The sequence below is a fragment of the Rhodoflexus caldus genome (genome assembly GCF_021206925.1).
Taxonomy (GTDB): Bacteria; Bacteroidota; Bacteroidia; order Cytophagales; family Thermoflexibacteraceae; genus Rhodoflexus; species Rhodoflexus caldus.
In genome coordinates this window covers 166,345-191,327 of sequence record NZ_JAJPRF010000003.1, presented here as the reverse complement: position 1 = coordinate 191,327, position 24,983 = coordinate 166,345, and the positions used below count along the sequence as shown (strand labels likewise).

25 protein-coding genes are annotated in these 24,983 nt (G+C 48.6%); 14 read left to right on the top strand and 11 right to left on the bottom strand.

The features are described from left to right. Positions 1–87: 87 nt before the first annotated feature. Both NDK19_RS05040 and NDK19_RS05035 read left to right on the top strand, forming a co-directional pair. Positions 88–477 carry a YbjN domain-containing protein gene (locus NDK19_RS05040; protein ID WP_250630761.1) on the top strand — a complete coding sequence of 130 codons (390 nt, stop codon included), beginning with the start codon at positions 88–90 and terminating at the stop codon, positions 475–477. Between the two features lie 44 nt (positions 478–521). Then, positions 522–1,262 (top strand): PspA/IM30 family protein, encoded by a 741-nt coding sequence (locus tag NDK19_RS05035; protein ID WP_250630760.1) that lies wholly within the window; start codon positions 522–524, stop codon positions 1,260–1,262. A 94-nt stretch (positions 1,263–1,356) separates the two neighbouring features. Here NDK19_RS05035 and NDK19_RS05030 read toward each other — a convergent pair whose 3' ends face one another. Together NDK19_RS05030 and NDK19_RS05025 are read right to left on the bottom strand one after the other, a co-directional pair. Then, the gene (locus NDK19_RS05030) at positions 1,357–2,232 is read right to left on the bottom strand and encodes a substrate-binding periplasmic protein (RefSeq protein WP_250630759.1); all 876 of its coding nucleotides are present in this window, start codon (positions 2,230–2,232) and stop codon (positions 1,357–1,359) included. A gap of 77 nt (positions 2,233–2,309) precedes the next feature. Next, positions 2,310–3,224: a glycosyltransferase family 2 protein gene (locus NDK19_RS05025; protein WP_250630758.1), complete on the bottom strand. Its 915-nt coding sequence runs from the start codon at positions 3,222–3,224 to the stop codon at positions 2,310–2,312. A gap of 66 nt (positions 3,225–3,290) precedes the next feature. Here NDK19_RS05025 and NDK19_RS05020 point away from each other — a divergent pair, with 66 nt between their 5' ends. Then, complete coding sequence (locus NDK19_RS05020; protein WP_250630757.1) at positions 3,291–4,157, top strand: EboA domain-containing protein; 867 nt, start codon at positions 3,291–3,293, stop codon at positions 4,155–4,157. A gap of 7 nt (positions 4,158–4,164) precedes the next feature. On the opposite strand, the gene metF is transcribed toward NDK19_RS05020, so the two are convergent. The 3 genes from metF to NDK19_RS05005 all read right to left on the bottom strand — a co-directional run bounded on the left by metF (position 4,165) and on the right by NDK19_RS05005 (position 5,701). After that, complete coding sequence (gene metF, locus NDK19_RS05015; RefSeq protein ID WP_250630756.1) at positions 4,165–5,118, bottom strand: methylenetetrahydrofolate reductase [NAD(P)H]; 954 nt, start codon at positions 5,116–5,118, stop codon at positions 4,165–4,167. Between the two features lie 132 nt (positions 5,119–5,250). Beyond that, a complete protein-coding gene (locus NDK19_RS05010; protein WP_250630755.1) occupies positions 5,251–5,439 on the bottom strand; it encodes a hypothetical protein in 189 nt (62 codons plus the stop codon). 64 nt (positions 5,440–5,503) lie between these two features. After that, on the bottom strand, positions 5,504–5,701 hold the full coding sequence (locus NDK19_RS05005; RefSeq protein WP_250630754.1) for a hypothetical protein: 198 nt from the start codon (positions 5,699–5,701) through the stop codon (positions 5,504–5,506). Between the two features lie 84 nt (positions 5,702–5,785). Between NDK19_RS05005 and NDK19_RS05000 the strand changes: the two genes are divergently transcribed. After that, positions 5,786–6,565, top strand: a complete 780-nt coding sequence (locus NDK19_RS05000; RefSeq protein ID WP_250630753.1) for a patatin-like phospholipase family protein — start codon at positions 5,786–5,788, stop codon at positions 6,563–6,565. Here NDK19_RS05000 and NDK19_RS04995 read toward each other — a convergent pair. Both NDK19_RS04995 and NDK19_RS04990 read right to left on the bottom strand, forming a co-directional pair. Beyond that, complete coding sequence (locus NDK19_RS04995; RefSeq protein ID WP_250630752.1) at positions 6,547–7,770, bottom strand: serine hydrolase domain-containing protein; 1,224 nt, start codon at positions 7,768–7,770, stop codon at positions 6,547–6,549. The two genes, NDK19_RS05000 and NDK19_RS04995, sit on opposite strands and share 19 nt — an antisense overlap. A 106-nt stretch (positions 7,771–7,876) precedes the next feature. Beyond that, positions 7,877–9,670: a DUF885 family protein gene (locus NDK19_RS04990; protein WP_250630751.1), complete on the bottom strand. Its 1,794-nt coding sequence runs from the start codon at positions 9,668–9,670 to the stop codon at positions 7,877–7,879. Positions 9,671–9,764: 94 nt separating this feature from the next. Here NDK19_RS04990 and NDK19_RS04985 point away from each other — a divergent pair, with 94 nt between their 5' ends. After that, complete coding sequence (locus NDK19_RS04985; protein WP_250630750.1) at positions 9,765–10,739, top strand: zinc-dependent alcohol dehydrogenase family protein; 975 nt, start codon at positions 9,765–9,767, stop codon at positions 10,737–10,739. On the opposite strand, the gene NDK19_RS04980 is transcribed toward NDK19_RS04985, so the two are convergent. Beyond that, positions 10,736–11,425 carry a LytR/AlgR family response regulator transcription factor gene (locus tag NDK19_RS04980; protein WP_250630749.1) on the bottom strand — a complete coding sequence of 230 codons (690 nt, stop codon included), beginning with the start codon at positions 11,423–11,425 and terminating at the stop codon, positions 10,736–10,738. The genes NDK19_RS04985 and NDK19_RS04980 overlap by 4 nt on opposite strands. Positions 11,426–11,454: 29 nt before the next feature. Between NDK19_RS04980 and NDK19_RS04975 the strand changes: the two genes are divergently transcribed. From NDK19_RS04975 to NDK19_RS04940, 8 genes are all read left to right on the top strand, one after another. Then, positions 11,455–11,793, top strand: a complete 339-nt coding sequence (locus NDK19_RS04975) for a hypothetical protein (RefSeq protein ID WP_250630748.1) — start codon at positions 11,455–11,457, stop codon at positions 11,791–11,793. Then, a complete protein-coding gene (locus tag NDK19_RS04970) occupies positions 11,780–13,453 on the top strand; it encodes an ArnT family glycosyltransferase (protein ID WP_250630747.1) in 1,674 nt (557 codons plus the stop codon). Before NDK19_RS04975 ends, NDK19_RS04970 begins: the two co-directional genes overlap by 14 nt. Before the next feature lie 6 nt (positions 13,454–13,459). Further along, positions 13,460–14,365, top strand: coding sequence for an L-serine ammonia-lyase, iron-sulfur-dependent, subunit alpha (gene sdaAA, locus NDK19_RS04965; RefSeq protein WP_250630746.1), 906 nt, complete (start codon positions 13,460–13,462; stop codon positions 14,363–14,365). 131 nt (positions 14,366–14,496) lie between these two features. Then, positions 14,497–14,964: a DUF4783 domain-containing protein gene (locus NDK19_RS04960; RefSeq protein WP_250630745.1), complete on the top strand. Its 468-nt coding sequence runs from the start codon at positions 14,497–14,499 to the stop codon at positions 14,962–14,964. A 24-nt stretch (positions 14,965–14,988) separates the two neighbouring features. Then, positions 14,989–15,855 (top strand): carboxylating nicotinate-nucleotide diphosphorylase, encoded by an 867-nt coding sequence (gene nadC / locus NDK19_RS04955; RefSeq protein WP_250630744.1) that lies wholly within the window; start codon positions 14,989–14,991, stop codon positions 15,853–15,855. A gap of 33 nt (positions 15,856–15,888) precedes the next feature. Continuing rightward, positions 15,889–16,401 (top strand): YcxB family protein, encoded by a 513-nt coding sequence (locus NDK19_RS04950; protein ID WP_250630743.1) that lies wholly within the window; start codon positions 15,889–15,891, stop codon positions 16,399–16,401. A gap of 2 nt (positions 16,402–16,403) precedes the next feature. After that, positions 16,404–17,132, top strand: a complete 729-nt coding sequence (locus tag NDK19_RS04945) for an RDD family protein (protein ID WP_250630742.1) — start codon at positions 16,404–16,406, stop codon at positions 17,130–17,132. A gap of 61 nt (positions 17,133–17,193) precedes the next feature. Next, entirely contained in the window at positions 17,194–17,703 is a 510-nt protein-coding gene (locus NDK19_RS04940; RefSeq protein WP_250630741.1) for a hypothetical protein, read from the top strand. A gap of 5 nt (positions 17,704–17,708) precedes the next feature. Here NDK19_RS04940 and NDK19_RS04935 read toward each other — a convergent pair whose 3' ends face one another. Beyond that, entirely contained in the window at positions 17,709–18,692 is a 984-nt protein-coding gene (locus NDK19_RS04935; RefSeq protein ID WP_250630740.1) for a hypothetical protein, read from the bottom strand. Between the two features lie 69 nt (positions 18,693–18,761). Between NDK19_RS04935 and NDK19_RS04930 the strand changes: the two genes are divergently transcribed. Further along, positions 18,762–20,855 carry a tetratricopeptide repeat protein gene (locus NDK19_RS04930; protein WP_250630739.1) on the top strand — a complete coding sequence of 698 codons (2,094 nt, stop codon included), beginning with the start codon at positions 18,762–18,764 and terminating at the stop codon, positions 20,853–20,855. 9 nt (positions 20,856–20,864) lie between these two features. Here the strand turns inward: NDK19_RS04930 and NDK19_RS04925 are convergent, their stop codons facing one another. Next, positions 20,865–24,200: a VCBS repeat-containing protein gene (locus NDK19_RS04925; protein WP_250630738.1), complete on the bottom strand. Its 3,336-nt coding sequence runs from the start codon at positions 24,198–24,200 to the stop codon at positions 20,865–20,867. 98 nt (positions 24,201–24,298) lie between these two features. Next, on the bottom strand, positions 24,299–24,772 hold the full coding sequence (locus tag NDK19_RS04920) for a hypothetical protein (protein WP_250630737.1): 474 nt from the start codon (positions 24,770–24,772) through the stop codon (positions 24,299–24,301). Positions 24,773–24,983 lie beyond the last annotated feature (211 nt).

Genomic DNA, 24,983 nt, shown 5'->3' with positions numbered 1-24,983 from the left:
TGCGTATCAACTCCATAATTTATTGCAAGATTTTACTAACTTTCATTGCCTACATTTAAAAAACGAACCACTCAAAAGCTAAACAACATGACGCATTTTGAAAAAGTAAAGCAATACCTGCAAGAGTTGGGCTACGACATTGCCCGCGAAGATGTCATAGACCAAATTTACGTAATCAATGCACCGGAAGACGGCATCCAAAACATGATTGTAGATTGCAATGACCCCATTCTGGTAATAGAACAATATCTTTTTGATATTGACAGCAGCGACGCACAGGTGCTAAGGGCATTATTGCAAAAAAACCGCGAGATTATTCACGGAGCATTTGTGCTGGATGAAACCGGTAAGCGCCTGTTGTTCCGCGACACCCTGCAACTGGAAAACCTTGACCTGAACGAAGTGGAAGCAAGCATCAACTCGCTGAAACTTCTGATGGCAGAATATGCCGGAGAAATGCTGCAATTTGCTAAGTAAGACTTGTTCAACCACCCTCACCAATCAATAAATCAGTTAAAAATATGGGAATTTTCAGCAGAATTTTTAGCATAGGCAAAGCCGAAGCACATAATGTATTGGATAAACTGGAAGATCCGATTAAGATGACCGAACAGGGCATCCGCGATTTGAAGGAAGACCTGAATAAAAGTTTGCAAGGGCTGGCCGAAATAAAAGCACTTGCTATCCGCGCCAAAAATGACAATGCCAAATTTATCAGCGATGCCAAAAGTTATGAGCAAAAGGCCATTATGTTGTTGCAGCGCGCGCAGACAGGTCAGCTTGCTCCCGCAGAAGCCGACCGATTGGCCGGAGAGATGCTCCGCATGAAAGAAAAAGCCGAACAGGAAGCACAACGCACCGCCAAAGAATTGGCTATGCACGAGCAAAGCGTCAGCACGATGGAGCAAAACATCAATAAGCTGAAAAGCAAGGTAAGCACCTATGAAAATGAGTTGCGCACCCTGAAAGCACGTGCCAAAGTCAGTGAAGCTACTAAAAACATCAATAAGCAACTGGCGCAGATTGACTCCAGCAGCACCATTTCCATGCTGGAACGCATGAAAGAAAAAGTAGCTCAGGACGAAGCACTGGCGCAGTCCTACGGTGCCATTGCGTTGGAAAGTAAAACCATTGATGACGAAGTGGAGAAGGTATTGGGCTCAAGCACACAAAGCGATGCCCTGCTGGAACTGAAAGCCAAAATGGGATTGCTTCCTCCGCCGCCTGCCACAAGCGACGACACTTCCGCACCTCAACAATAAACAGGAACTACGATTTTCTGTAAAACAAACGGGAGTCATTCCTCAAGGCTTTGGAAATGACTCCCGTTTTTATTTTTATCACATTCGGAGGGGGCTATCGGCGCTGTTGGATGCTTTCCAACAACCGAACCGCACTTTCACCGAGGTGCGTATTCAGCGATGCACGATACTCTGCACTGTTGCGATAGTTTCTTCCCTCGGCAGCAAAGAAATCCTGAATGGCAGGCTGCCAATCAGAAACCAAAGGCATAATAATACCGAATTCTTCTGCCGTAAAATCGCCCACAGGGTGGCGTTTAACAGGCAGTTTGTCGCGAATGGCATCGTTGTAATACACAAAGTCCAGATTAGTAAAGCCCTTGGGGTCTTGCGCAACCATCTGCATGGCCTCTATGCTGGAATTAAGGTATTTGATTGGCATTTCGGGCATGTATTGCTTTTTCAGCATCTCTATGCGCTGTGCATTGGTCGTTCCTTTTACGGTATAGGCAGTCATGCCGGCAAAATCTTTTCCGAGCAATTCCATTTTGCGCAGCGTAGGAGCTGAATTGTGTGTCAGCAGAACCGTGGTATTGCTGATAAACGGCGGAGAAAAACGCACTTCTTTCTTACGTGCTTCGGTAATGGTAATGTTACCTATACCAAAAGTGCCGTTGCCGCTTGCTTTGGTGGCAGCATAGAATTTAGCGAAATCCTCATAAGGCCGATATTCAATTTTTACCTTAATGCCTTTTTGCATTTCCAGGTATTTGGCAAAATTCTCCATCAAATCCACGCAGATTCCCTTGGGTTTATCCTTCTGGGAACTGCTGTACGAAAACATGGGCGTTTGAATGTAGTTTACTACTATCGTAGCTTCCTTGTTCTTTTTAGCATCTGCCCAGCTGGTAGCATTTTGAGCATTTGCCATAAACGAAAAAAAGGCAAATACCAATAACAGGCACTTTGCCGGAGTAGATGTAGGTACCATAGGCGTTACATTTAAGGTGTAATATCAAATTTAGCGTTTTTTTATTACACATCAAACAAACACAACGCCAAATTGATTTAAATTTCGCGCGAAAACTGATTTTTCAACTTGTTGGGGTAATAGAATCGGCGTTTGAGCATCTCGCTCACTTCTCCGCGTTGTCGGTAGCCTTGGTAAGTGCCCCAAAACTGCATCAGGCGGAATATGACGATTTCTTTCCAGTTACTCCAAAAAACGCCTTCCTGCCAAGCATGGTACCAATCGCTGATGACATTGGTAGGAAACAAGTACAAAAAATCGCGCAGCGAGAAATGCGCCTCCGGAAAAATGCGCTTGTAGGCAATAGCTTCCCTCCGATAGCGGTTTAAAATTCGTTGTGGTGTTTCTTCGTGGATATGTACGATGGGCGCTTCGGGCACATATGCCAGCAAGTAGCCTTTTTGCAAGGCTTTTTTTGCCCAGTCTAAGTCTTCCAAGCCGGTAAGTTGCTCGTCGTAAGGCAGTTGCTCCCACACATCGCGACGGATACAGGCATTGGCATTGTTGCAAAACGGATGGTCTTGCAGATACCAATGAGGCTCCGGTGGAAACCATTTGCGAAAAATCTGATGCTCGGAATACTTGGTAAGATGGTTGCCAATTTGCCTGCCGAAAGTGAGTGCCACGCGTGAGTCGGCGGCAAAGGGTGCCAGCATTTTCTCGACCCAATCGTTGGCCGTAGGATACACATGCGCACTGGCTATCAGGATGTACTGCCCCGAAGCTGCCACAATGCCCCTGTTCAGCGCCCGCCCAAAAGTGAACTCTCCGGGCTGGATATGCACCAAACGAATGGGGTATTGTTGAGCAATGGCAACGGTGCGGTCGGTTGAGCCTGAATCTACCACCACTATCTCCACATCGCGTATGCTTTGTTGCATGATGCAGTCTAATAATTTACCGATGTGTTTTTCTTCGTTGTGGCAGCGAATAACAACCGAGCAAAGAGCCATAATTTGTGTCAAAATCAAAAATCACACAAAAATACACTAACTTTTGAGCCGAACATTTGCCCGATTATGATGCAGCCTACCTCTGCTTATGCCGATTTTTTGTTACAGTTGCTTATATGCGTAGCCGATGAGCCTGCCATTCAGTGGATTCGCCGAAAAAAACAGGAGCTATCGGAGAAATTTACGGCACAAAGTTTTTATCTGGCTTTTGCAGCCGTGCCGCGCGTAGTAGGCAGAGATGAGTTGGTGGTATCGCCTGCCGACCGAGTGCAGGCAGAGCAGTTGCGCAAAGGATTTACACCGCTGCATTGGACAACCGACCAAGCAGCTCGGGCGCTGTTGCTGCTTTCCGTACCTCAACCCGATGCGGCGAGCTATACCCATCTGCTCAGTCGCCTTTTTGAAACAGGTGATGTAGCCGAACTGACGGCACTGTACAAAGCCTTGCCCCTCCTGCCTTTTCCCGAGGCACATATCACTCGGGTAACGGAGGGGATTCGCACCAACATGGCACCCGTTTTTGAAGCCATTGCCTTAGAAAACCCCTATCCGGCGGACTACTTAGATGAAAACGCATGGAATCAGATGGTGTTGAAAGCTATTTTTACCGGTAAACCTATCCAGAAAATCATTGGGTTACGGGCGCGGGCAAATGCTAGTTTGGCGCGGATGCTTTCCGATTTTGCACACGAGCGCTGGGCAGCGGGGCGGCCTGTCGTTCCCGATTTATGGCTGCCCGTAGCAGGTTTTGTAAACGAGGCCATTCTGACCGACCTGCAAAAACTCATAGACAGCGAAGAGCCGGCTCAAAGGCTTGCCGCAGCGCTTGTATGCCGCGACAGCAACTATCCGGCAGCAAAAAACCTGCTCAAACAGCATCCTGACCTTGTCAATCAGTTAGCGGAAGGACTTGACTGGGAAGATTTGAGGTAATAACTCTCTAAAACACGTTGGCTGCAATCTGACGCACGGCATCAGACTTACTCATGGTATAGTAGTGCAGGCACGGCACACCAAACTTAATCAGTTCTTTGGATTGATTGATGCACCACTCAATGCCCAACTCCTTAACCTGCTGATTGGTCTTGCATTTTTCCACTTCTTTTACCAAATCTTCGGGCAGGTCTATATGGAAAATACGCGGCAGCACGTTGAGTTGCGCTTTGGTAGCCAATGGTTTCAGCCCCGGAATAATCGGAATAGTGATACCCATTTCGCGGCAACGGGCTACGAAATCATAGTATTTCTGATTGTCAAAAAACATCTGAGTAACAATGAAGTCTGCTCCCATGTCTGCCTTCATTTTCAGGTATCGGAGGTCTGAGGCCATGTTTGGCGCTTCAAAGTGCTTTTCGGGATAGCCTGCAACCCCTATGCAGAAGTTGGTAGGCGTCGGGTGTTGCAGTTCATCGTCCAGATAACGGCCGTGGTTCATGTTAATCACCTGCTCGAGCAATTCCGAAGCATAGGAGTGGCCTCCCGGCTGAGGGGTGAAAGCTCCTTCGGATTTAATTGCATCGCCGCGCAGCACCAGCACGTTCTCTACCCCCAAATAGTGCAAATCAATCAGCGCATTTTCTGTTTCTTCCTTGTTGAAGCCTCCGCAAATGATGTGCGGAACGGCATCCACCTTGTAGCGGTGCATAATAGCCGCACAAATGCCAACCGTTCCCGGGCGTTTGCGAATCCGCTGCTTGGTGAGCGTATTATTAGGCCCTGCTTTGTAAACGTATTCCTCGCGATGGTAGGTAACATCAATAAATGGCGGCTTAAACTCCATCAGCGGGTCTATCGCCTGAAAGATGGACTCTATGCTCTCGCCTTTCATCGGCGGGATAATTTCCAAGGAAAAAAGCGTTGATTTAGCGTTTTTCAGATGTTCGGTAACTTTCACGAAGAGGAACAGGTTGAAATGAAACAGTAGCAGCAAAATTAGCAAAGCCGTTTTTGCCAAACAATTGACAAGACTTGTTTTTGCATAAAGTTCAGCCTGAACTGCCCTTTGCAAAACAGGCCGAACTTGCGTTTACCTTCTGGCACTTTTGATGCGCTGCCCGGGTGCTTTGGCTTTTCCTTTGCCGGGACTAAAGCCCGAATGTTTCTTAACGTGGGCAGTAGAGCGGCCACGCGAGCCGCCGGAGCAAGAACCGAAACCTATCATCAGCGTTGCCATACAACCGATGATGAGCATGAACATAGAAATGCGCCTGAACATGGTTTTAAAGGGTTATCTTTGATTCATAACAGCGCATCCGCTAAAATATTGCGGCAAAAGACGGCTACTTTTTGTTTTTCTTCTTTTGCTGCCCCGGTGCAGTAGCTTTTCCGTTCACTTTTCCCGATACCGGATGCACGCCCGTTACTTTTTTAACCTGCCCGGGAGGAGCACCGTGCGGGTGTCTTTTACATGCGCCTGCCGCCAATAACAGCAACAGAGAAAGGCTGTATATCCACAGCGTTCGGTTGTTTTTTTGCATCGCTTGCTTAATTAAAGTTAAAACCAAAATCATCTGCCACAAGGCGGACAAATTTACTGCCATTTGCTGCGTATTTTTGTTCTCATGAACATTCCTGAAAATATAGGCATTGTACTTTCGGGCGGTGGTGCTCGCGGTATTTCGCATCTGGGAGCTTTGCAGGCAATTAACGAAATGGGGATTCAGCCCCGTTTTATTTCAGGAACCAGTGCCGGAGCAATTGTAGGGGCACTCTATGCTGCCGGGCAGAGCCCTACTGAAATGCTCGATTTTATTACGAAAACCAACATCCTGCGCTATTTCAAACCTGCAAGCAACCTGACGGGCATCTTGCGAATGGAGAAAACAGCAGAGGCATTTCGCCTGTTTCTTGCCGAAGACAGTTTTGAAAGCCTGAAAATCCCGCTGTTTGTCAATGCTACCGATATTGAGCGTGGAGAAATTGTGTATTTCAACAGCGGCGAACTGATAAAACCCATACAGGCGGCCTCCTGCATTCCGTTTTTGTTCGCACCCGTAGAAATCGGCGGCAGATTTTATATTGACGGCGGCATTTTGAACAACCTGCCTGCCGAGCCATTGGTTGGCCGCTGCGACTACATTATCGGCATCCACTCCAATGCCGTCAGTGAATTGAAGGTGAACAATATGAAACAAGTCATTGAGCGCACGTTCCATTTGGTCATCAATGCCAATATAGAATCGCGCAAATCGTTGTGCCACTTGTTCATAGAGCCGCCCGAAATGGCCGCCTATAAGGTTTTTGACGTGGCAAAGGCAAAAGAAATTTTTGACATCGGCTATCGGTACACTCGGGAAGTACTTGCAGCGGCTTTGTCAGGGCATCAGTCCACAATTGCCTGATAGGTCAGTACCTGAAAGCGCTTGCTCAAAAACAGATGTTTGGAAGGCCACACTTGCGTAAAAAACAAGGCGATGAGTTCTTCCTTGGGGTCAATCCAGTAATCGGTAAAATACATGCCGCCCCAGCGATAAATTTCCTCCGAACCGGGCATCAGGGCGGCCTGACGCGCATCGGACAGTTCAAAACCCAATCCGAACTTGGTTCCGTTCCAAGTGGTCAGTTCGCCAATTTGGTTTTTTACCATGATTTCAATGGTTTTGCGGCTGAGTATCTGCGCACCGTTGTAGCGGCCGCCGTTGAGGAGCATTTGCATAAACTTGGCATAGTCGACAACGGTGCTGCAAAGCCCCGCGCCACCGCTGTAATAAGTCTGCGCGCCCTTGGTTGCATAGTCCGCATAGGCGGCGGGCTGCGTATGTGGAATCACTTTTCCGTCTTTGCCTTCTTCGTAGAGCGTTACCAAACGGTTCTGCTTCTCCTGTGGTACATAAAAAAACGTGTCATCCATTCCAAGCGGCTTAAAAATGCGCCTACTGAAAAACTCAGCCAAGCTCATTCCCGATACTTTTTCCACCAGATAACCCAACACGTCGGTATTCAGGCCGTAGGTAAATTTTTCGCCCGGTTCGTGGAGCAGCGGCAACTGTGCCAATTTCGGGATGGTTTGCGACAGCGTAAGCGGCTGTGTGCTGTGAAATTGCGGTATGCGGGCTTTCAGTTGCAAAGGGTGCAAATAGGGTATGCCGGCAGTGTGGGTCAGCAAATGACGAATCGTAATTTCTTTTTTGGCAGGAACAGCCACAAAGGAAGTATCTCGCTTATTGAGAATGAGCCGCTTCAATACTTTGGGGTTCTTAAATTCGGGGATAAAGTCCGACACAGGGTCATCCAATAAAAAGCGACCTTCTTCGTAAAGCATCATCACGGCCACCGAAGTAATGGCCTTGCTCATGGACATGATGCGAAAAATATCATCTTTATCCATTGGCGTTTGTGAGGCCACATCGCGGTAGCCGAAGGCTTTGTGATAAACAATTTTTCCTTTGCGGGCAATCAGGCAAACCGCTCCGGGGATGGCTTGCTTATCTACGTATTGTTGCACCAGCGTGTCAATGTAGATAAGCCGACGAGAAAGCATTCCGGCTTGGTCGGCAGGCGAGGCAGCCAGCAGTTGCCGTTCCAGCGTGGTTCCGGTGCTCGCCACAACGGTAGCGGGCCCATTGGACGCGGTATTATCTGTTGTGGTTTTAGCACCGGGGTTACATCCTAACCCTGCTAACGCACTGCATATGAGCAGGCATTGAACAACTCTAATCATTTTGCTGATGTTTTGTAGATGCAATATAAGATTTAACCACCCTATCCGTCAGGTGGAGCGGCAAAGCCCCCGCAGCAAGTACCTGATGATGAAACTGACGGATATCAAACAGTTCGCCGAGTTCCTGCTGTGCCTGTTGGCGAAGGCGCATCAACTGCCTGCAACCCATCAGATAGGTGCAACTGTATGCCGGAAAAAGCAGCACTCGGTACAGCCTTTTATTGATTTCAACAATCGGCAGCGCCGTATGAGTGGCAAGGTAGGCTACCGCCTGAGCATAGCTCCATCCGTAAAGGTGCATGCCCATGTCTGCCACCGCAACAGCAGACCGCACAAGCTGCTGATGAATCAGGCCGCTGCGATGCGCCGGATTTTCAAAAATATTTTCCTCGGACATCACAACGGCTATGTAGCTGCTCCAACCGTTGGTAAATACGGGTTCTTCCCAATAACGGCGAAAAGTCGGTAACTTATTTTGCAAGCGCTGATACTGCCTTTGCATCAGCCTGCCGGGTACAATTTCTAAGGCAGCAAAAGCCATTACCTCTACGGGAGGAATCTGTGTGCTGTCGGAAGGATTCAGCAGGATTTGCGGCTCGGTAGGATGCAGCCGCCCCGTAGGAATAAAGTCTTCCAGCACTACGGGCATTCGGTAAGGATGATAGTTTGCCGGTGGGATGGTTTCAAAAAGATACAGCGCGGTTGTGTCTAAATAGTAGCAGGCTTCTTGCAGCGCCGCTACCAAAGAGGCTTTCGCCGGATTGTTTTGCAATTGTTCTGCGTGGTAGGTGTTGTTCAGTTTTCTATACGCCGTCTGCCAATTGTTCTTTGTACTGTTAAGCGACTGCACAAGCGCTTCTTTGAGGCTATCGGTAATACTTTCGGCATAGCGAAAAAGTGCCTGCGGATGAATGGATTTGTTGGCAAACCGCTGAAATATTTTGTGGTACTGTACTGTATCGGTTATAGCGCGCATGGGCGGCAGAGAACTGCTGCAATCATATTTGTCCAAGTAGTTGTAAATGGCTTGAAAAGCAGGGTAAACCGATGTTTCCAACAGCAGCAATGCTTCGGAGTCAAGTTCTTGCTTCGTATCTCGGCCTGTCTCTAAGCGTGCCAGATGTTTCCTAAATTGCAGGTAGAGCGGGTTAGAAACAGGCTTAACGGCCAGAAAGCGCGCCAGTTGTTTTTTTGATGCAGCCGCAGCAAAACAAGGCAACGGCCTGCCGCAGCGGGAGTCTAACCGAAAAGCCGTTTTCAGGGCTTGTGCGGTTATGGCGCTGAAAGCAGCCAGTATTTCCAGATATTCGGAGGTTTCTATGGCATTTTTAGGGGCTTGTGCAAGCAGCAATCGCTCCGTAAAAAGCAGGTGTATCCCCGAAAAAGGATTGAACGGATGCACAACGTCTAAACAGGTATCGGCCTCTATCAGTTGCTGCATTTGCCAAGCGAGCGCATCGGTAGAAAGTAACTGCCCTGCATTTTGCTCTTCACGCCGATAGCTTTGCAAAACAACCAGGTCTGCCGCCAAGTCTGCCGTCCGAATTTCCCACTCGCGCAAGGGGGCAGCCGTGCCGGGTTTCAAGAAAAGTGCCAGCCGACCTGCCTTATCGTAGGTGAGCGCGCCTGTTTGCCATGCTTCGCGGGGCAGCAAGTAGCGCGTGGCAATGCGCTCATAGAAATCTTCTACCGAAAAAGGCTTATACCAAAATACGCTGATGTACCACAGCAGCCAAAAAGCAGCGGCCAGCAATAGTATTTTCAGCAACCATTTCAGTACGGACATAAACAAATTGGTTTTGCAAACCTATGCAAATTAATACCTTTGTCCGATATGAGCCGCAATCGTGGCAACTCTCTGTTATAAACGTTCAAACCGCATGAAAAGCATCATTTTTGAAAAAGCAGGCCGCCCCGAAGAGGTGCTGCAACTGAAAGAAATTCCTACACCGACACCTGCCGCGGGCGAAGTATTGGTGAAAGTAATGGCAAGCCCCGTTAATCCGTCTGACGTGATGTTCGTGCAAGGAATGTACGGCATTCGTCCGCAACTGCCTTCGGGTGCGGGCTTTGAAGGCTGTGGCATCATAGAAGCCGTTGGCGAAGGGGTAAACCTGCCCGTTGGAAGTCGGGTGGCCTTTACTACCATCGGGGCTTGGTCTGAATACGCCGTTGTTTCTGCCAAAGCGATTTTCCCGCTGCCGCCAACCATGCCTTTTGAAGTGGGCGCACAGATATTTGTTAATCCGTTTACCGCTTGGGCTATGCTCCACGATTCGGGCTTGCAGCAAGGTCAATGGCTGATTCTGACTGCCGGCGGCTCTACTTTCGCACAATTGGTGATTCAAATGGCGGCCGCCAAAGGCATTAAAGTTATTTGCACTGTCCGCCGCGATAGCCAAACCGAGCAACTGCTCGCATTGGGTGCTGCTGCGGTAGTCAATACGGAAAAAGAGTTTTTGCCTAAGCGAGTAAAAGAACTTACCAATGGTGCCATGGCGGACTGCTGCTTTGATGCTACCGGCGGCGACGTATCGGCGCTGGCACTTAGTAGCCTGAAAGCCAAAGGTAAGATGTTTGTCTATGGCATGTTAAGCCTCAAAGAAACACCCGTAAACAACGGGCTGCTGATTTTTAAAGGGTTGACCATTCAGGGTTTTTGGCTGACCGAGTGGCTCAGTTCGGCTCCCCGCGAAGTGCGCCAAAAGGCAGCACAGGAAATTATCGCCCTGCTGCACGACGGCACATTGAAGGTGCAAGTAGCGGCTACTTATCCGTTGGAAAATGCGGTTCAGGCTGTTACCGATTCGGAAAAAGAAGGGCGAAGCGGCAAAATCTTGATAACTACCTATTAAAGCATCTTTAAGTGCCTGAAAAGCATGGCCTTATAAGAGCCACTCAGGGGAATGTGCTTTTTCTGAATAGTTACCGAATCGTCTTCTACGGTATCTATCTTGTGGTAATTAACCAGATAGGAGCGGTGAATCCGCAAAAAGTTGGAAGGCAGTTTAGAAGCCATTGCTTTCATGGTGGCCAGTACCATATGTTGCTGGCCGCCTTCCATATAAAACACGACGTAGTCCGACTGCGATTCTAAATACAAAATTTTGCTCAACTGTATTTTGATAAACTGCTGACTGCCTGCCTTGATAAATACGTTGTCGTCATCCGGTTCGGCAATTAGGCGCGACTTCGTAAAATCCTGTATTTTTTGAATGGCAGCATGGAAGCGATGATAGCGCACCGGTTTAACCAAATAATCAATCACCCCGTACTCAAAGGCTTCAATGGCATGTTCCGTTTTAGAGGTTATCAAAATGCAAAGCACGGGTTGATTGAGTGCCTGCAATAATTCCAAGCCGCTCATATCGGGCATCTCTATGTCCAGAAAGAGCACGTCGTAATTGCCTTTTTCCAAGATTGACAAGGCTGTTACCGGATGGTTACAGGTGCTTACTTCGGAAAATATATTTTCCCGACGTGCAAACTCCGCTATCATCTCGGCTGTAATATTATCATCATCAACTATCAGGCAGCGCATAATCAGAAAAAACTTAAACCCGTTTTGCTATGGATTTGAACGAATACAATCTGGACTTTTTCAGGGAGTCGGCCAATGGTGATGTCAAATTTATGAAATATATTCTGAACCTGACCGCACGCGAACTGCAAGATTATTTCAATCGGTTTGCCGAAGCCCTGCAAAACGGCGACATAGAACAAGCCAGACGCGCCAAACATAAACTGCATCCGCACTTGGAGGCCTTGCAAGCATACGACTTACAAAAGTTGTCGGAAAATTTAATCAACGAATCAGACCGCCTTTCTGCCGAACTTTTGCAGGCCTTTCAGCAAAAAGCAACGTTACTTTGCAATGCAATTCAGCAAGCTGCCAATGATGAAAAATAACATTCTGACCGATAGCCGGATTCCGTTTATTGCAATTGCGCTCGTGTATGCTGCCGGCGCTTTTTTGGAAGTGATGGATATTGATGAAGCCCAATATGCCGCTATCTCGCGGGAAATAGCCGAAACGGGAGAATGGCTGCAAATAAAAGACAGAGGCGAGAACTACTTAGACAAACCGCCGCTGCTTTTCTGGCTGGCTGCACTAACGTTCAAACTGTTGGGAGTCAGCAACTTTACTTACAGGCTTATTCCCATTCTGGTTTCCTTGCTGGGGGTATACGCTACCTATCGGTTTGCTTTGCTGTACTACAATCGCCGCGCGGCTTACAGTGCTGCGTTAATCATTGCCTCTTCAATGGCCTTTTTCCTCATACACCGCGATGTGCGAACTGACACCATGCTCACCGGATGGGTTATTTTCAGCATCTGGCAAATCAGCGAATGGCTGGCATTGCAAGCATCCGGCAAAAAAGGCGGTTGGTTTTACCTGCTCGGCGGCGGATTTGGGCTGGGTTGTGCGCTGCTTGCCAAAGGGCCGATTGGCCTTGCCGTACCTGTGCTGGCATTTGCTACGCAGTTTGTCTATCAACGCCGATGGTCTGACTTCTTCCGCCCGCAGTGGCTGCTACTCCTGCTCATTGTTGCGGCTATGCTCGCGCCCATGGTTTGGGGATTGTATGCCCAATACGGCATGGAAGGGCCTTATTTCTATTTCTGGAAACAAAGTTTCGGGCGCATCACAGGTGAAAACGAGTGGGTAAACGATGTGGATATCTTCTTTCAGGCACAAAATTTTTTATGGAGTTTTCTGCCGTGGGTTATCCTCTTTGTTGCGGCGCTCGTGTTCCACTTCCGCCAATTAGCGCGCAGGCAGGCTGTTGAGGTGATTTCATTGGGCGGCTTTCTGCTTCCTTTCTTTGCTCTATCTCTGTCGCGCTACCAGTTGCCGCACTACACGTTCGTTGTATTTCCGCTCGGGGCCGTACTCACAGGTGTTTATGCCGACTATCTGATGGCTCACGCTGCACAGGCCGAATTTAAAGTCATGCGCTTTGTACAGTCGCTGCTGGGATTTCTGCTTTGCGTAGCGGCACTGTTGCTGGTTTTTTGGGCAACCCCTACCCGCGAATGGTGGTTTTGGAGTGGCTGGGCACTGTTGTTTTTCCTGTGGTCGCTGTTCTCTTTCAGTCCGCAAACGGTCATGCAGAGCTTATTAGGGCCATCTGTAACAGGCATTATCACCCTGTGCGCCACGCTGAACATACAGGTATATCCCGAACTTTTCCACTACCAAGGAGGCAGCGCCGTGGGCAATTACGTGCTGCAAAACAACATCCCCGTCAATCGGCTTTGGGCACTTTCACGCCTGACCGACAATCATCAGGAACTATTTATGCACTCGCTCGACTTTAAAGTACAGCATGTTGTGCCAAAACTGAAAAGCGCAGAAGAAGTTATCGCTCAACTCAATGGCGGCAGTTGCTACGTTTACACCGACACATTGGGGATGCGGGAGTTGCAACAGTTGCCCGTAAAAGTGCGCCCGCTGCAAACGTTTGAAAAATACCATGTTTCCATGCTGACACCCGAATTTTTAAACCCGCAAACAAGGCATACTGTAACACAACGCGTATTTTTGGCAGAAGTGAAAAAACAATAAGCAACCATGAGCATCCTGTTTGACGATTTTAAAAGCTGGAAAGAGTATTGCCTTGCAACAGGCAAACCGCTTTTTGAGCCGGTTATAGGCTATGAAATCGCCCAAAAAGGCGCTACCGAATCCGATATTCGCGAAGGGCTGATGCGCGCCTACCGCGTAATGCGCGATGCAGTGGAAACAGGGCTGACCGAAGACATGACTTCGCGCTCGGGAATGGTGCAAAACGGCGGCAAAAAAGTATATAACAGCCCCGTTACCGTACTTTCACCCGAATTTCAGCGCCTGATTGCCCGTGCATTGGCTGCCAAAGAAGTAAACGCCTGCATGGGGCGTATCGTAGCAGCACCCACGGCCGGCGCATCAGGCATACTGCCCGGCATCTTATATACCCTGCAAGAATTGCACAATCTTTCCGACGAAAAAATTATTGAAGCCATGCTGGTAGCCGCAGGCATCGCCCTCATCATTGAGCGCAACGCATCTATTGCGGGCGCAGTAGGCGGTTGTCAGGCAGAAACGGGCACGGCAGCAGCCATGGGCGCAGGTGCGATTGTGTACAGTCTCGGCAGTGATATTGACCAAGTTTTCAATGCCGTAGCCATCACCATCCAGTGCATGCTTGGGCTGATTTGCGACCCCATTGCCGGGCTGGTAGAAATGCCCTGCATTGTGCGCAACGCAAGTGCGGCAGCTATCGCCTACTCTTCCGCACAAATTGCAATAGCAAATTTCAATGCCGTGATACCCGTAGATGAATGTGTCGGCGTACTTGGCGAAGTAGGGCAAAGCATGGAAACCCGCTACAAAGAAACTGCTCTCGGCGGCCTTGCGGCTACACCTACCGGACAAGCCATTGCACGCAAAGTGCTGATACACGATATTGAAATGCTACCCGACCCCGATGATGCCTGATAATCAGGATTTTTATCCCCGAAATAATTTGTATAAATAAGCCGCTGCGCGTAATTTAGTACCATTTAGCAACCCGATTGGCATCATTTTAGAAGACATACTTTTTACCCCTGCTTAACTGCTGCAACACCATGTATGCGACAACACTACGCTGCTTACTGTTCATCTGCTTGCTGGCTGCAACCTGTCTGATTAATCTGGAATCTCGGGCACAGGCAGAAATTATCACCAGCGCCAAAACTGCTATCAAAGCAGGCGACTCCAAAGAATTAGCCCGGCATTTCAACACCTTGGTTGAGTTGAAGATTCAGGATGCCAATATGAGCAAGGCCAACGCCAAAGATTACAGCAAAACACAAGCTGAATACATCCTCAAAGAGTTCTTTCGCGACAACCCTCCCCAAAATTTTGAGTATATCCACGAAGGCAGCTCCAAAGAAAGCAATTTGCATTATGCCATTGGCAAATACACCTGCCGCGACCGCAACAACAAGGCTGGTTCTTTCCGTGTGTTTATGAAGCTCAAACAACAAAACGGCAACTACGTAATAGATGCCATTGACTTTAGCAAGGACGACGGCAAGGAAAACAACAATTAGGCCGACATTTGCTATTTTTGCGGTGTGATACCTCCTTACGTAACCCCGCAGGCGCTTGCCCGGCTGATAGACAGCGCATTTGAAGAAGACTTGGGAACAGGTGCCAATGCAGGCGACCATTCCTCTCTTGCCGCAGTTCCCGCCGAAGCAGAAGGCAAAGCACGACTGTTGGTTAAAAGCGACGGTATTCTGGCAGGAGTAACCTTAGCCGAAATTATTTTCCGCCACGTTGGCCGAATAGAAGTTACTACGCTGCTGCAAGACGGAAGCCCCATCCGCCGCGGCGACGTTGCTTTTATTGTGCAGGGAAATGCCCGCGCCATTTTGCAAGCCGAACGCCTTGTGTTGAACTGTATGCAGCGCATGAGCGGCATCGCCACACAAACACATAAAGCCGTTCAGATGGTCAAAGGCTACAAAGCCCGCATTTTGGACACCCGCAAAACCACCCCCAACTTTCGCATGATTGAGAAATGGGCAACCTTCATCGGTGGCGCAACCAATCACAGGTTTGGGCTTTATGATATGATTATGCTGAAAGACAATCATATTGACTATGCCGGGGGTATCACTAACGCCGTAAAGGCAGCATTGGCATACAAACAAGCCAAGGGACTTTCCATACGCATAGAAGTAGAAACCCGCAGCTTGGCAGAGGTGGAAGAGGCCTTGCAGGTAGGCGGCGTAGATGTTATCATGCTGGACAATATGGATATACCAACCATGCGGGAGGCGGTGCAACTCATTGGCAACCGTTGCCAAACCGAAGCATCCGGCGGCATTACACTCGAAGAACTGCCGCAAATTGCTGCCACAGGCGTAGATTTTATCTCGATGGGTGCTCTTACCCACTCGGCCAAAATATTAGACCTCAGCCTCAAAGCCTGCTGACAACATTATTCATGCTACAATCATTACCGAACTATGATTATCAAAACCAAGAAATTTCAATTTGACAAAAACCAGTACATCAAATTTGCCATGCTCAACATCGCCCGCGAATGGTGGTGGGCTTGGCTCGTACCGGCAGCAGTGCTGCTGATTCCCGTTTTTTACAAAGACACGCTCGGCTGGTCTATTTTTATCGCACTTTTGCTCATTGTACTGTACTTGCTTTTCTGGTTTATTCAATTCACAGCCGTTACGCAACTGGAACAGTCCAAGCTTCTTTTTGAAAGACTGCGCTATGAAATTGACAGCCGTGCCATTAAAGTAATGAAAACCGACAAAGAGGGCTTCATTATAGAGTGGAACAAAATTCAGCGCGTAGAGAAAAAGAAAGAAGGCTTCTTGTTTGTACTTTCAAAAGCACAGTTTTTGTATTTTCCGTTTGACGTATTTCAGGGCGAACAGTCTGTTAAACTGCTGGAAACCATTCTGAAAAGAAAAAACCTGTTGGTCGGCCATAAAAAATCAGAAGAAACCGCTGTTGTCTGATAATGCAAGTTATCCGTGTCAGGACTTCCCAAAACGTAACCATTGAATACAGGCTGGCCAGCCTTGGCGACCGCCTGCTTGCCTACCTGTTCGACGTGTTGGTGATTATTTCTTATTTCATTCTGTTAAGCGGCATCAATTACATGCTTGACAAAACGTTTAATACGGAATTGTGGGATAGCACATGGATAACGGTTGGCCTGATTATGCCTTGGTTTTTATACGACCTGCTTTGCGAGGTTTTTATGGAAGGACAAAGTTTTGGCAAAAAGGTCATGAAAATCAGGGTTGTGCGAACGGACGGAGAGGCCGTTACCTTGGGTAACTATCTGTTTCGCTGGCTGCTCGGCTTAGTAGAACTGCGAATGATGGGCGGCCTGTTGGCATTGTTTACCATTGCCATTGGCGGCAAAGGGCAGCGTTTGGGCGATATGGCAGCCGGCACAACGGTTGTTTACGTAGGAGAAGGCAATATGAAACTCGCCATGCCTGCACCATCCCCCACGGAAGATGTGCTGCCACAATACCCGCAGGCAGCACAACTCACCGATGCCGATATTGCCCTTATCAAAGATGTGCTCTATGCCTTTCGCCGAAACGGCAACCGAGCCGTGGTAGAGGCAGCAGCCAATAAACTGCTCGAGAGGTTTGGATTGAACAGCTTTAATGAAACCAATGCTTTTGAATTTCTCAAACAGGTAATCACTGACCACAATCGGTTGGTGAAATAACAGACAATAGCAGTAAGCGAATTTTTTTGCTTAACTATGTATCGGAACAGACCAATCGTTTATGCACTGCCTCTCCCGATTTTTTTTCATTATCAGCAGCCTGCTGCTTGCCGCAAGTTGCCGCAGCACCATTCAGTTGGAGTTTGCGCAGGCTGTTACAAGTGAAGGTACACTTGCTGCCTGTAACTTAGCCCGACAAAAAGACCGACAAGCCAAAACTTTATTCCCGCGTGCCGTTAAAGCCATGCGAAAAGCCCGTTTAACCGGCTTTGAACCGGATAGCGTCCGCCGCATGATTGTATCGGTGCAACAGATTCCCGAAAAACTCACCTATACCAACATAGCAGGCACGCTGCGGTTTACCGAACAGGATATTGTGATTGTTTATGCCGAACGCTGGCGAAATTTGGACATGTGGGTGTTTTCGCTGCCTGCCGAAATAAACCCCAAGCGGGCAGACCTTCCGCTGATTGCTTTCCCCTTTAAAGATTTGGAAAAAGCCGTCCGAAAAAAACTGATGATTCGCTACAAAACCGTCAGCGAATCAGATTTTAACCATGGCATCTGGTAACAACATCAGTTGTAGTAGGTGTATTCATAAATGACTAATTGCCGCCCTTGCCCCTGCGCATCCAGAATGGTAATGCGCACCGGCAAGTCGTTTTGGAACGTTCGAACTTCTTCGGAGTCAAACGTATTTTCATAGTAAGAACGCCAAACTTCCACTCGCTCCTGCTCATTGGGGTAGCGATATAGCACTTCTCTTGTCATCATCCATTCGGCTTCCTCCGACGGCAGATACCAGTTCTTAAAATGACTTAAACGACCTTGCTCGTCATACAGGTATTCGCTGCGCGTAACGCCGCCTTCCGCATATGGCTGCTCAAAGGATTCTGTCTTTCTGCCTGTGAGGCTGTCATAACGCGCCTGATAAACCATTCGCTTTTGCTGAGGATTTTCTGCATAAACGTATTTTGCCGTCAGGCTATCGCGGCTGTTATATTCAAACTCTTCAAAATCATTGGTGCGGCTGTCGGGCACTTTTGGGTTGCGTTTATCATACGTAATGGTTTGCGTGTGCGTGCGCAGCAGCAAACCTTTGGGAGAGTAGGTGTAGCTGATATGAGTAATCATGGAGTCCGCCGTTTCGCCTTCCTGCACCCAATAAGACCAACTTGCCTGTATGCGATTTTGTGCATTGAGTGTATCGCGCCGCAAGTAGCTGCCGCCAACCATTTCTTCGCTGCGCACCACCACTAAGTTTTTGGCAGGATAGCTGTAAACCATAGAACCGTTCCAAAAACTTTCCCCACACATTTGGTAGGAGCGGCTCAATCGGTTTTGTTCATCATAACTGTACTCCATCGTGCAGTACAAATCCGGTCGGTAGGAATAAATAAGATTGCCCCGCTCGTCGTATTTTTCATGCAGTTGCAGACGGCGTTCGGTTTGTCCGGCTTCTATCTGAAAAGCCTTTACTTCCTTTACTTTCTGCGCAAAGAGCGTCGGATTGCCTGTCAGTAACCATGAAATATACAGCATGAAAAAACGATACCGCATAGGAGTGTTGTGGTTTAGTTGTTTTAAAAGTAATGTTTTTTGCAGACAAAATGCACTACTTTTGTTCATATGCGGTTTCTAAGACCTGTTTTTTCGTATTTGCTGCTGATGTGCGCTGCTTTTTCCGTACAGGCACAAAACAGTAAATCTATCATGGACAGCCTGTTGCAAATTCTGCCTTATACTACGGATACTTCCCGCGTGCATGTGCTGAATCAGCTTGGCTTTACAGCTTCCAACAGTGACCCCGCATCTTCTTTTAAATACGCCAAAGAAGCGCTGGAACTTGCCCGACAACTTGATTTTAAAAGAGGCGAAAGCGCAGCCTTAGGCATTATCGGTACATTTTACGAACGATTCGGCGAATATGCGCTGGCGCTGGACTATAAGTTACAGGCACTCAAAATCAGCGAACAAATCAATATCCGCTCATCGCAAGCGCGGAGCTATAACAGCATCGGCATTTTGTATTTCCGCCAGAAGAAGTATGATAAGGCATTGGAGTATTACAGAAAGGCACTCGAGCTGGCGCAGGAGCAACAGCTAACAGAAGCCGCCGCTGTTTATCTGCTCAACATCGGGGAGGCATATCAGGAAATGGGAGAATACGACAAAGCCATTGCGTATCAGGAAAAATCCATGCAGGTCAGCCGCAACCATCCCAATATGCAGGACTGCGTCGCTTTTTCGCTGGGCATCATCGGCAAATGCAGAATAGCTGAAAAGCGCTACGGCGAAGCCCTGAATAACATTGGCGAAAGTATCCGCATTTTTCGCAGCATAGAAGACTTGGCAAGCGTAGCCGAATATCTCATTCAGCTTGCGCAAGTACAAAAAAAACTGAAAAACTACTCCAAGGCCATTGAACACCTCAACGAAGCCATTCTGATAAGTCGCGAATTGCAAAACAAGATTTTTGAGAAGGATGCCCATGCCTTAGCGGCTGAAATATTTGCCCTGCAGGGAAATTTTAAAGAAGCATTTCAGCACCAGCAACAATACATAGCGCTGCATGAATCTATTTTTAACGAAAACAGCGCCCGCCAGATGTCGCAAATGCAGACCATTTATGAAACAGAAAAGAAACAGGCGGAAATAGAGATGCTGCAAAAGGATAAGCGCCTGAAAGAGGAAGAGGCCAAAGCAGCCCAAATTCTGACTTATTTTTTTATGGCGCTGGCAGTGATGGGCGGTATATTGCTGGCGGTTGTTTACAGAAACAATCGGCAAAAACAAGCGGCCAATCAAATGCTAATCAGAAAGAACAATGAAATTGCGCATAAAAACATTGAGTTAGAGCAACAAAAAGAAGAGATTTTGGCACAAAGCAGCCTGATGGAGGAGCAAAACAAAATACTGCACTTGCAAAATGAGGAAATCCAAAATCAGCGCAATGCCATTACTGCAAGTATCAGCTATGCACAGCGCATTCAAACCGCCCTACTGCCCACCGAAGGCCGCCTGAAAGAGTATTTCAGCGATAGTTTTGTCTTCTACCGACCGCGCGATATTGTCAGCGGCGACTTTTACTACGTAGCTAAGGTACAGGATGAAACAAGTACTGACGAAAAAATAATAGTAGCCGCCATAGACTGCACCGGACACGGCGTACCCGGTGCGCTGATGAGCATGATAGGCAATTCTATCCTCAACCAGTTGATTGATGTGCAAGGCATTACATCGCCCGCACAAATTTTGGAAGAGTTGAATCGCAAAGTGCGCATCATATTGCGACAAGACAGCAGCGATAACCGCGACGGAATGGATATTGCCCTCTGTACGATTGACCGACAAACACAAACGCTGCATTTTGCAGGTGCTAAAAGCGATTTGTACATCATACAAAACGATGAGTTGCGCATTGTTCGCGGCGACCGATACAGCATCGGCGGCTACCAAATAGAAGAGAAGCGCAACTTTACCGAACAAACCATTCCCATTGAGCAAGGCATCAAATGCTACATGACTACGGACGGATTTAAAGACCAGTTCGGCGGCACTGCCAATAAAAAATTCTCATCGCAGCGTTTCAGAGAGTTGTTGCTCGACGTGCAACAATTGCCCATGCAACAACAACGGAAGCAAATTGCCCAAACTTTTGACCTTTGGAAAGGCAGCCAGCCCCAAACAGATGATGTGCTGGTTATGGGCTGGCAATGCTGATACATTTATCTATTGCACCTGTTGCTGCGCAGGCCGTTGTACCTTCCACACCTGTGCCGGTTCGTTGTTTTTTGCCGCAATAATCAGCGGGTTACCGTTTTTAGGGACTACTGCCCGCATATGCCGCACCTGCCCCGTCATCACCATGCCGCTTTGCAGCGGTGAAACAGGCGTGAAGTTGCCTTTGCCGTCGCCTGCCAGCATCAGCCCGTAGAGGGCATCGTAGCGAACGATTTCGGGCAGCACGTCAAAGAAATTGCCTGCCAGCAGCAAATCCGTGTTGCCGTCGCCGTTGAAATCCATTGGCAGAATGGCTTGCACGGGCGATACCTGCGCCTGCCACGCCAGCGGACGGAACTCCCAACCCGCCGCGCCGTTGTTGATGAAAATGCCCGTGCGCTGTTCGGTAGCGGTCTTCACGATTACGCCCTCCATCTGTGCCGCATCAAAAATCTGACTGATGGACTTGGCGGCATAGTCGGTGAATTTGAGGTATTTTTTCTTAATCATCGGCACTTGGCTTTGCAAGTCGCCTTTCAATAGCATGGGGTAGTTTTTGCCGTCTTCGGCGGGGCAGGAAATGATTTGCTCAATTTCGCCGTTGCGGTCAAAGTCGTTGATGTGCAACTCTGCGGGGTGCGCGGCATCTACGCGCAGGCGCGAATTGAGCCCCAGATTACCTGCCACTAAGTCAATATCACCGTCGTTATCAACATCCATCGGTACAACGGTATGCCAAAAACCGCTTGCCGCCGCTTTGGCAAAGGCTTCATCGGCAATGAAATTGCGCCCTTTTTGGTTTTTGTACAGAATGGGCGCGCTCCATTCGCCGAACAGAATCAAGTCTTCGTAGCCGTCGCCGTCGGTGTCTGCCCATACCGCGTCGGTCAACATTCCGATTTTTTCCATGTCGGGCAGGTAGCGTTTGGTGAAGTTTTTAAAATTGCCCGTGCCGTCGTTAATGAGCAAAGTATGCGGCGGGTTCAGTCCGTACTTGCTCGGAATCAGGCGGTTAGCCACGAACAAATCCGTGTCGCCGTCTTTGTCAAAATCGGCGGCGGCAACGGCTGCCCCGCTGTCGTAGAGTTTGGGCAGTCGCTCGTCTTTGGTGAAATTGCCCTTGCCGTCGTTGAGGTAAAGCAAGTCTTGCAAAAGGTCGTCTTCGGGGTTGAACTCGTTGCTGCCCGTAACGACGAATAAATCCAAGTCCTTGTCGCCGTCGGCATCAAAGAAAATTGCATCTACGGCTTCGGTGGCTTTGTCAGTTTCAAAGGCAGGCACGGTTTTGAGTGCAAACTTGCCGCCTGCCTGCTGCAACCAAAGTTGCGAAGGTTGCCCTGCGGCTCCGCCGAAGAAAATATCTTCCAGCCCGTCGCCGTTTACATCGCCCGTTGCCAGCGCGGGACCTTGCGTAGAATACTTTTGTTTGAGCAGCGCATCGCGTTTGAAATCTGCAAACTCGCTTTCCTTGTGGACGAAATTCAGCCCTGTTTCGGCGGTTGCATCGGCAAAGTAGCCTTTTGCTGTCGGTTTTTCGGGCTGCCACGTCAGCTTGGCATCGGCATAGTTAAGCTCTAAGGTTTGATTAACGTTTGTTTTACCCAGCGTCTGCATCTTGTCGTCCGTCCAGATGACCACAACCGAATCGGCTTGTGCGGCTTTGCCCAAACCGAAAACCAGCGTCCAATCTACCGACGACTGAAAGCCGCGATTGGGCATTTGTTGCAGCCATTGCACCGTTCCGCCGTGGTGAACAGCGACTTTCGCACCGATGCCGTTAGGATTGGCAGCAGTTCCTTTGAGTTTGATTTTCAGGAAGTTATTACCCAGCTTTTCGCTTGTATTGTTGCGATAAACGCTTACGGGCATGTTCACGTTGTTCACAATCAGGTCTAAATCGCCGTCGTTGTCCAAGTCGCCGTAGGCTGCGCCGTTGGAAAAACCCGGCTCGCCCAGCCCCCACTCGCGGGCTTTATTGACAAAGCTCATGTTGCCCGTGTTGTGGAAGGCATAGTTGCTCACGGGCTTGGTTTCCATCAGGTCTAAATACTCCTGAATGTTGAAATTGCCCGTTTGTACGCGGCGCAAATTTTCTTCGCTCGCCAGAAAATTGACAAAGTCTTGGTCGGTGAGGTTTTTATGGATACCGTTGGCGACGAAAATATCTTTTTGCCCGTCGTTGTCCATGTCAAAAATGAGTGCGCCCCAGCTCCAATCGGTGGCGTGGACTTGTGCCAGCCGCGAAACTTCGCTGAAAGTGCCGTTGCCGTTGTTAAGTTGCAGCGAATTTTGGTTGTATTGGTAGTAAAAATCGCGGCTGAGTTTGAGGTTAAAGAGGTCATAGCCTTCAAAAGTGGTGGTGGTTTTCAGTCGGTAGTCGTCCCAAGGCAGCATGTCGGTTACGAAAATGTCTTGCCAACCGTCGTTGTTCAGGTCGGCAATGTCCGCACCCATAGAAGAGAGGCTTTCATGACGGAAATAGTCTTTGGAAAGCTCTGCAAATGTGCCGTTGCGTTGATTGACGTAGAGGTAGTCGCGCTCGTAAAAGTCGTTGGAAATGTAGATGTCAGGCCAGTTATCGTTATTCACATCGCCAATGGTGATGCCCAGCCCAAAACCGATGAGGCTGCCGTAGATGCCTGCCTGTTCGCTCACGTCGGTAAACTTGCCGTTGTCGTTGCGGAAGAGTTTATCGCCGCCCAGCGGGTCGCGCTGTTCGCGCAGGTTGGCATAACCCAAGCGCCCGATGGGTGTAAAACTGTTGTTGAGCAGGTACAGGTCTAAATCGCCGTCGCGGTCGTAGTCAAAAAAGGCGGCGTGTGTGCCGTAGCCGCGGTCGTCTAAGCCGTATTCGGCGGCTTTTTCGGTGAAGGTCAGGTCGCCGTTATTGATGTAGAGTTCGTTGGCTTTGTCGTCGCCTTTTTTGTTGCCGCTGTTGCACACGTAAATATCCATCCAGCCGTCGGCATTCACGTCGGCAAAGGTTACGCCCGTGCTCCAAGCATGCTTGCCGGCAACTCCTGCCTTTTGGGTAATGTCTTCAAACTGAAAATTTCCCTTGTTCAAAAACAATTTGCAGTCGCCCTGATTGGCGGTAAGGAACACGTCGGGCAGCCCGTCGTTGTTGATGTCGCCGATGGCAACGCCGCCGCCGTTGTAAAAATTGCGATAGTTGAATATGTTGAAATCCTTTTCAGGGGTAACGGTATTGGTGAGATGGATGCCCGTTTGGTCGGGCGAGAGTGCGGTAAAGAGCGTTTCTTGCGGCTGATTGACCGCTTGCTTCTGCTTGCAGCCAAAAGGCACAAGCGCCGCAAGGGCTATTGCGTATCGTAAAATTCTCATGTAATCAGGTTTGTTTGAGGCTGTTAAGTTAGTTTGAAACAGCACCATATGCAAACCCAATCAGCAAATGCCATGGGAGATATTCAATGGCTCATCACTCACGCAATCACCCGTTGCAACAGGTTCAGGCTGATTTGCTTTTGGAGGTGGTAATTGCCCAATACCGTGAGATAAAACAGGCTGATGACAATCAACATGGTAGCGGCATAGAGCCAATCGCGTTGTACAAACAAAAAAAACAAGGCAGCCGAAAACAAAAACAGCAATCCCGCCGACATCAGTACTTGTGTGCTGAAAAACAGGCTACATTCTACAAAAATCAAACAGCCCGATGAGGTTGGCTCGATGCGGCAGCGCAACATCGGCAAAAATAAATTGGGATGGCTGACCCATTGCGAAAGGCGAAACTCACCGTCGTTAATCATCTGACCGTTAAACTTGTGCCTACTCATGCGGATTTCATTCTTGCGGTAAATCGCCGCCGCAATTTTTTTGCACAACGTCTCTTTGTCATAGGCAGAAACCCATGTGAGGCGGTCGTGCGGAATACGGCTGAAAGGATACTCAGTCATGGCTTTGTTTTTTACCGCAGTGAGCACAAAGATTTTGCCGCTGAGGGCACTGAGGTTTTTAAGGGCGATGCAGATTGACTTGATTCTAACTGCCGGCAGGGGCTTCGTTTGCTGACAAACTGTCTTAGGCTATCCCTGTCGGCGGATTTAGACGGCTTTTTTAGAATCTATCTGCAAAATCCGACGGTTCTCTAAAAAACCGTCGGATTTG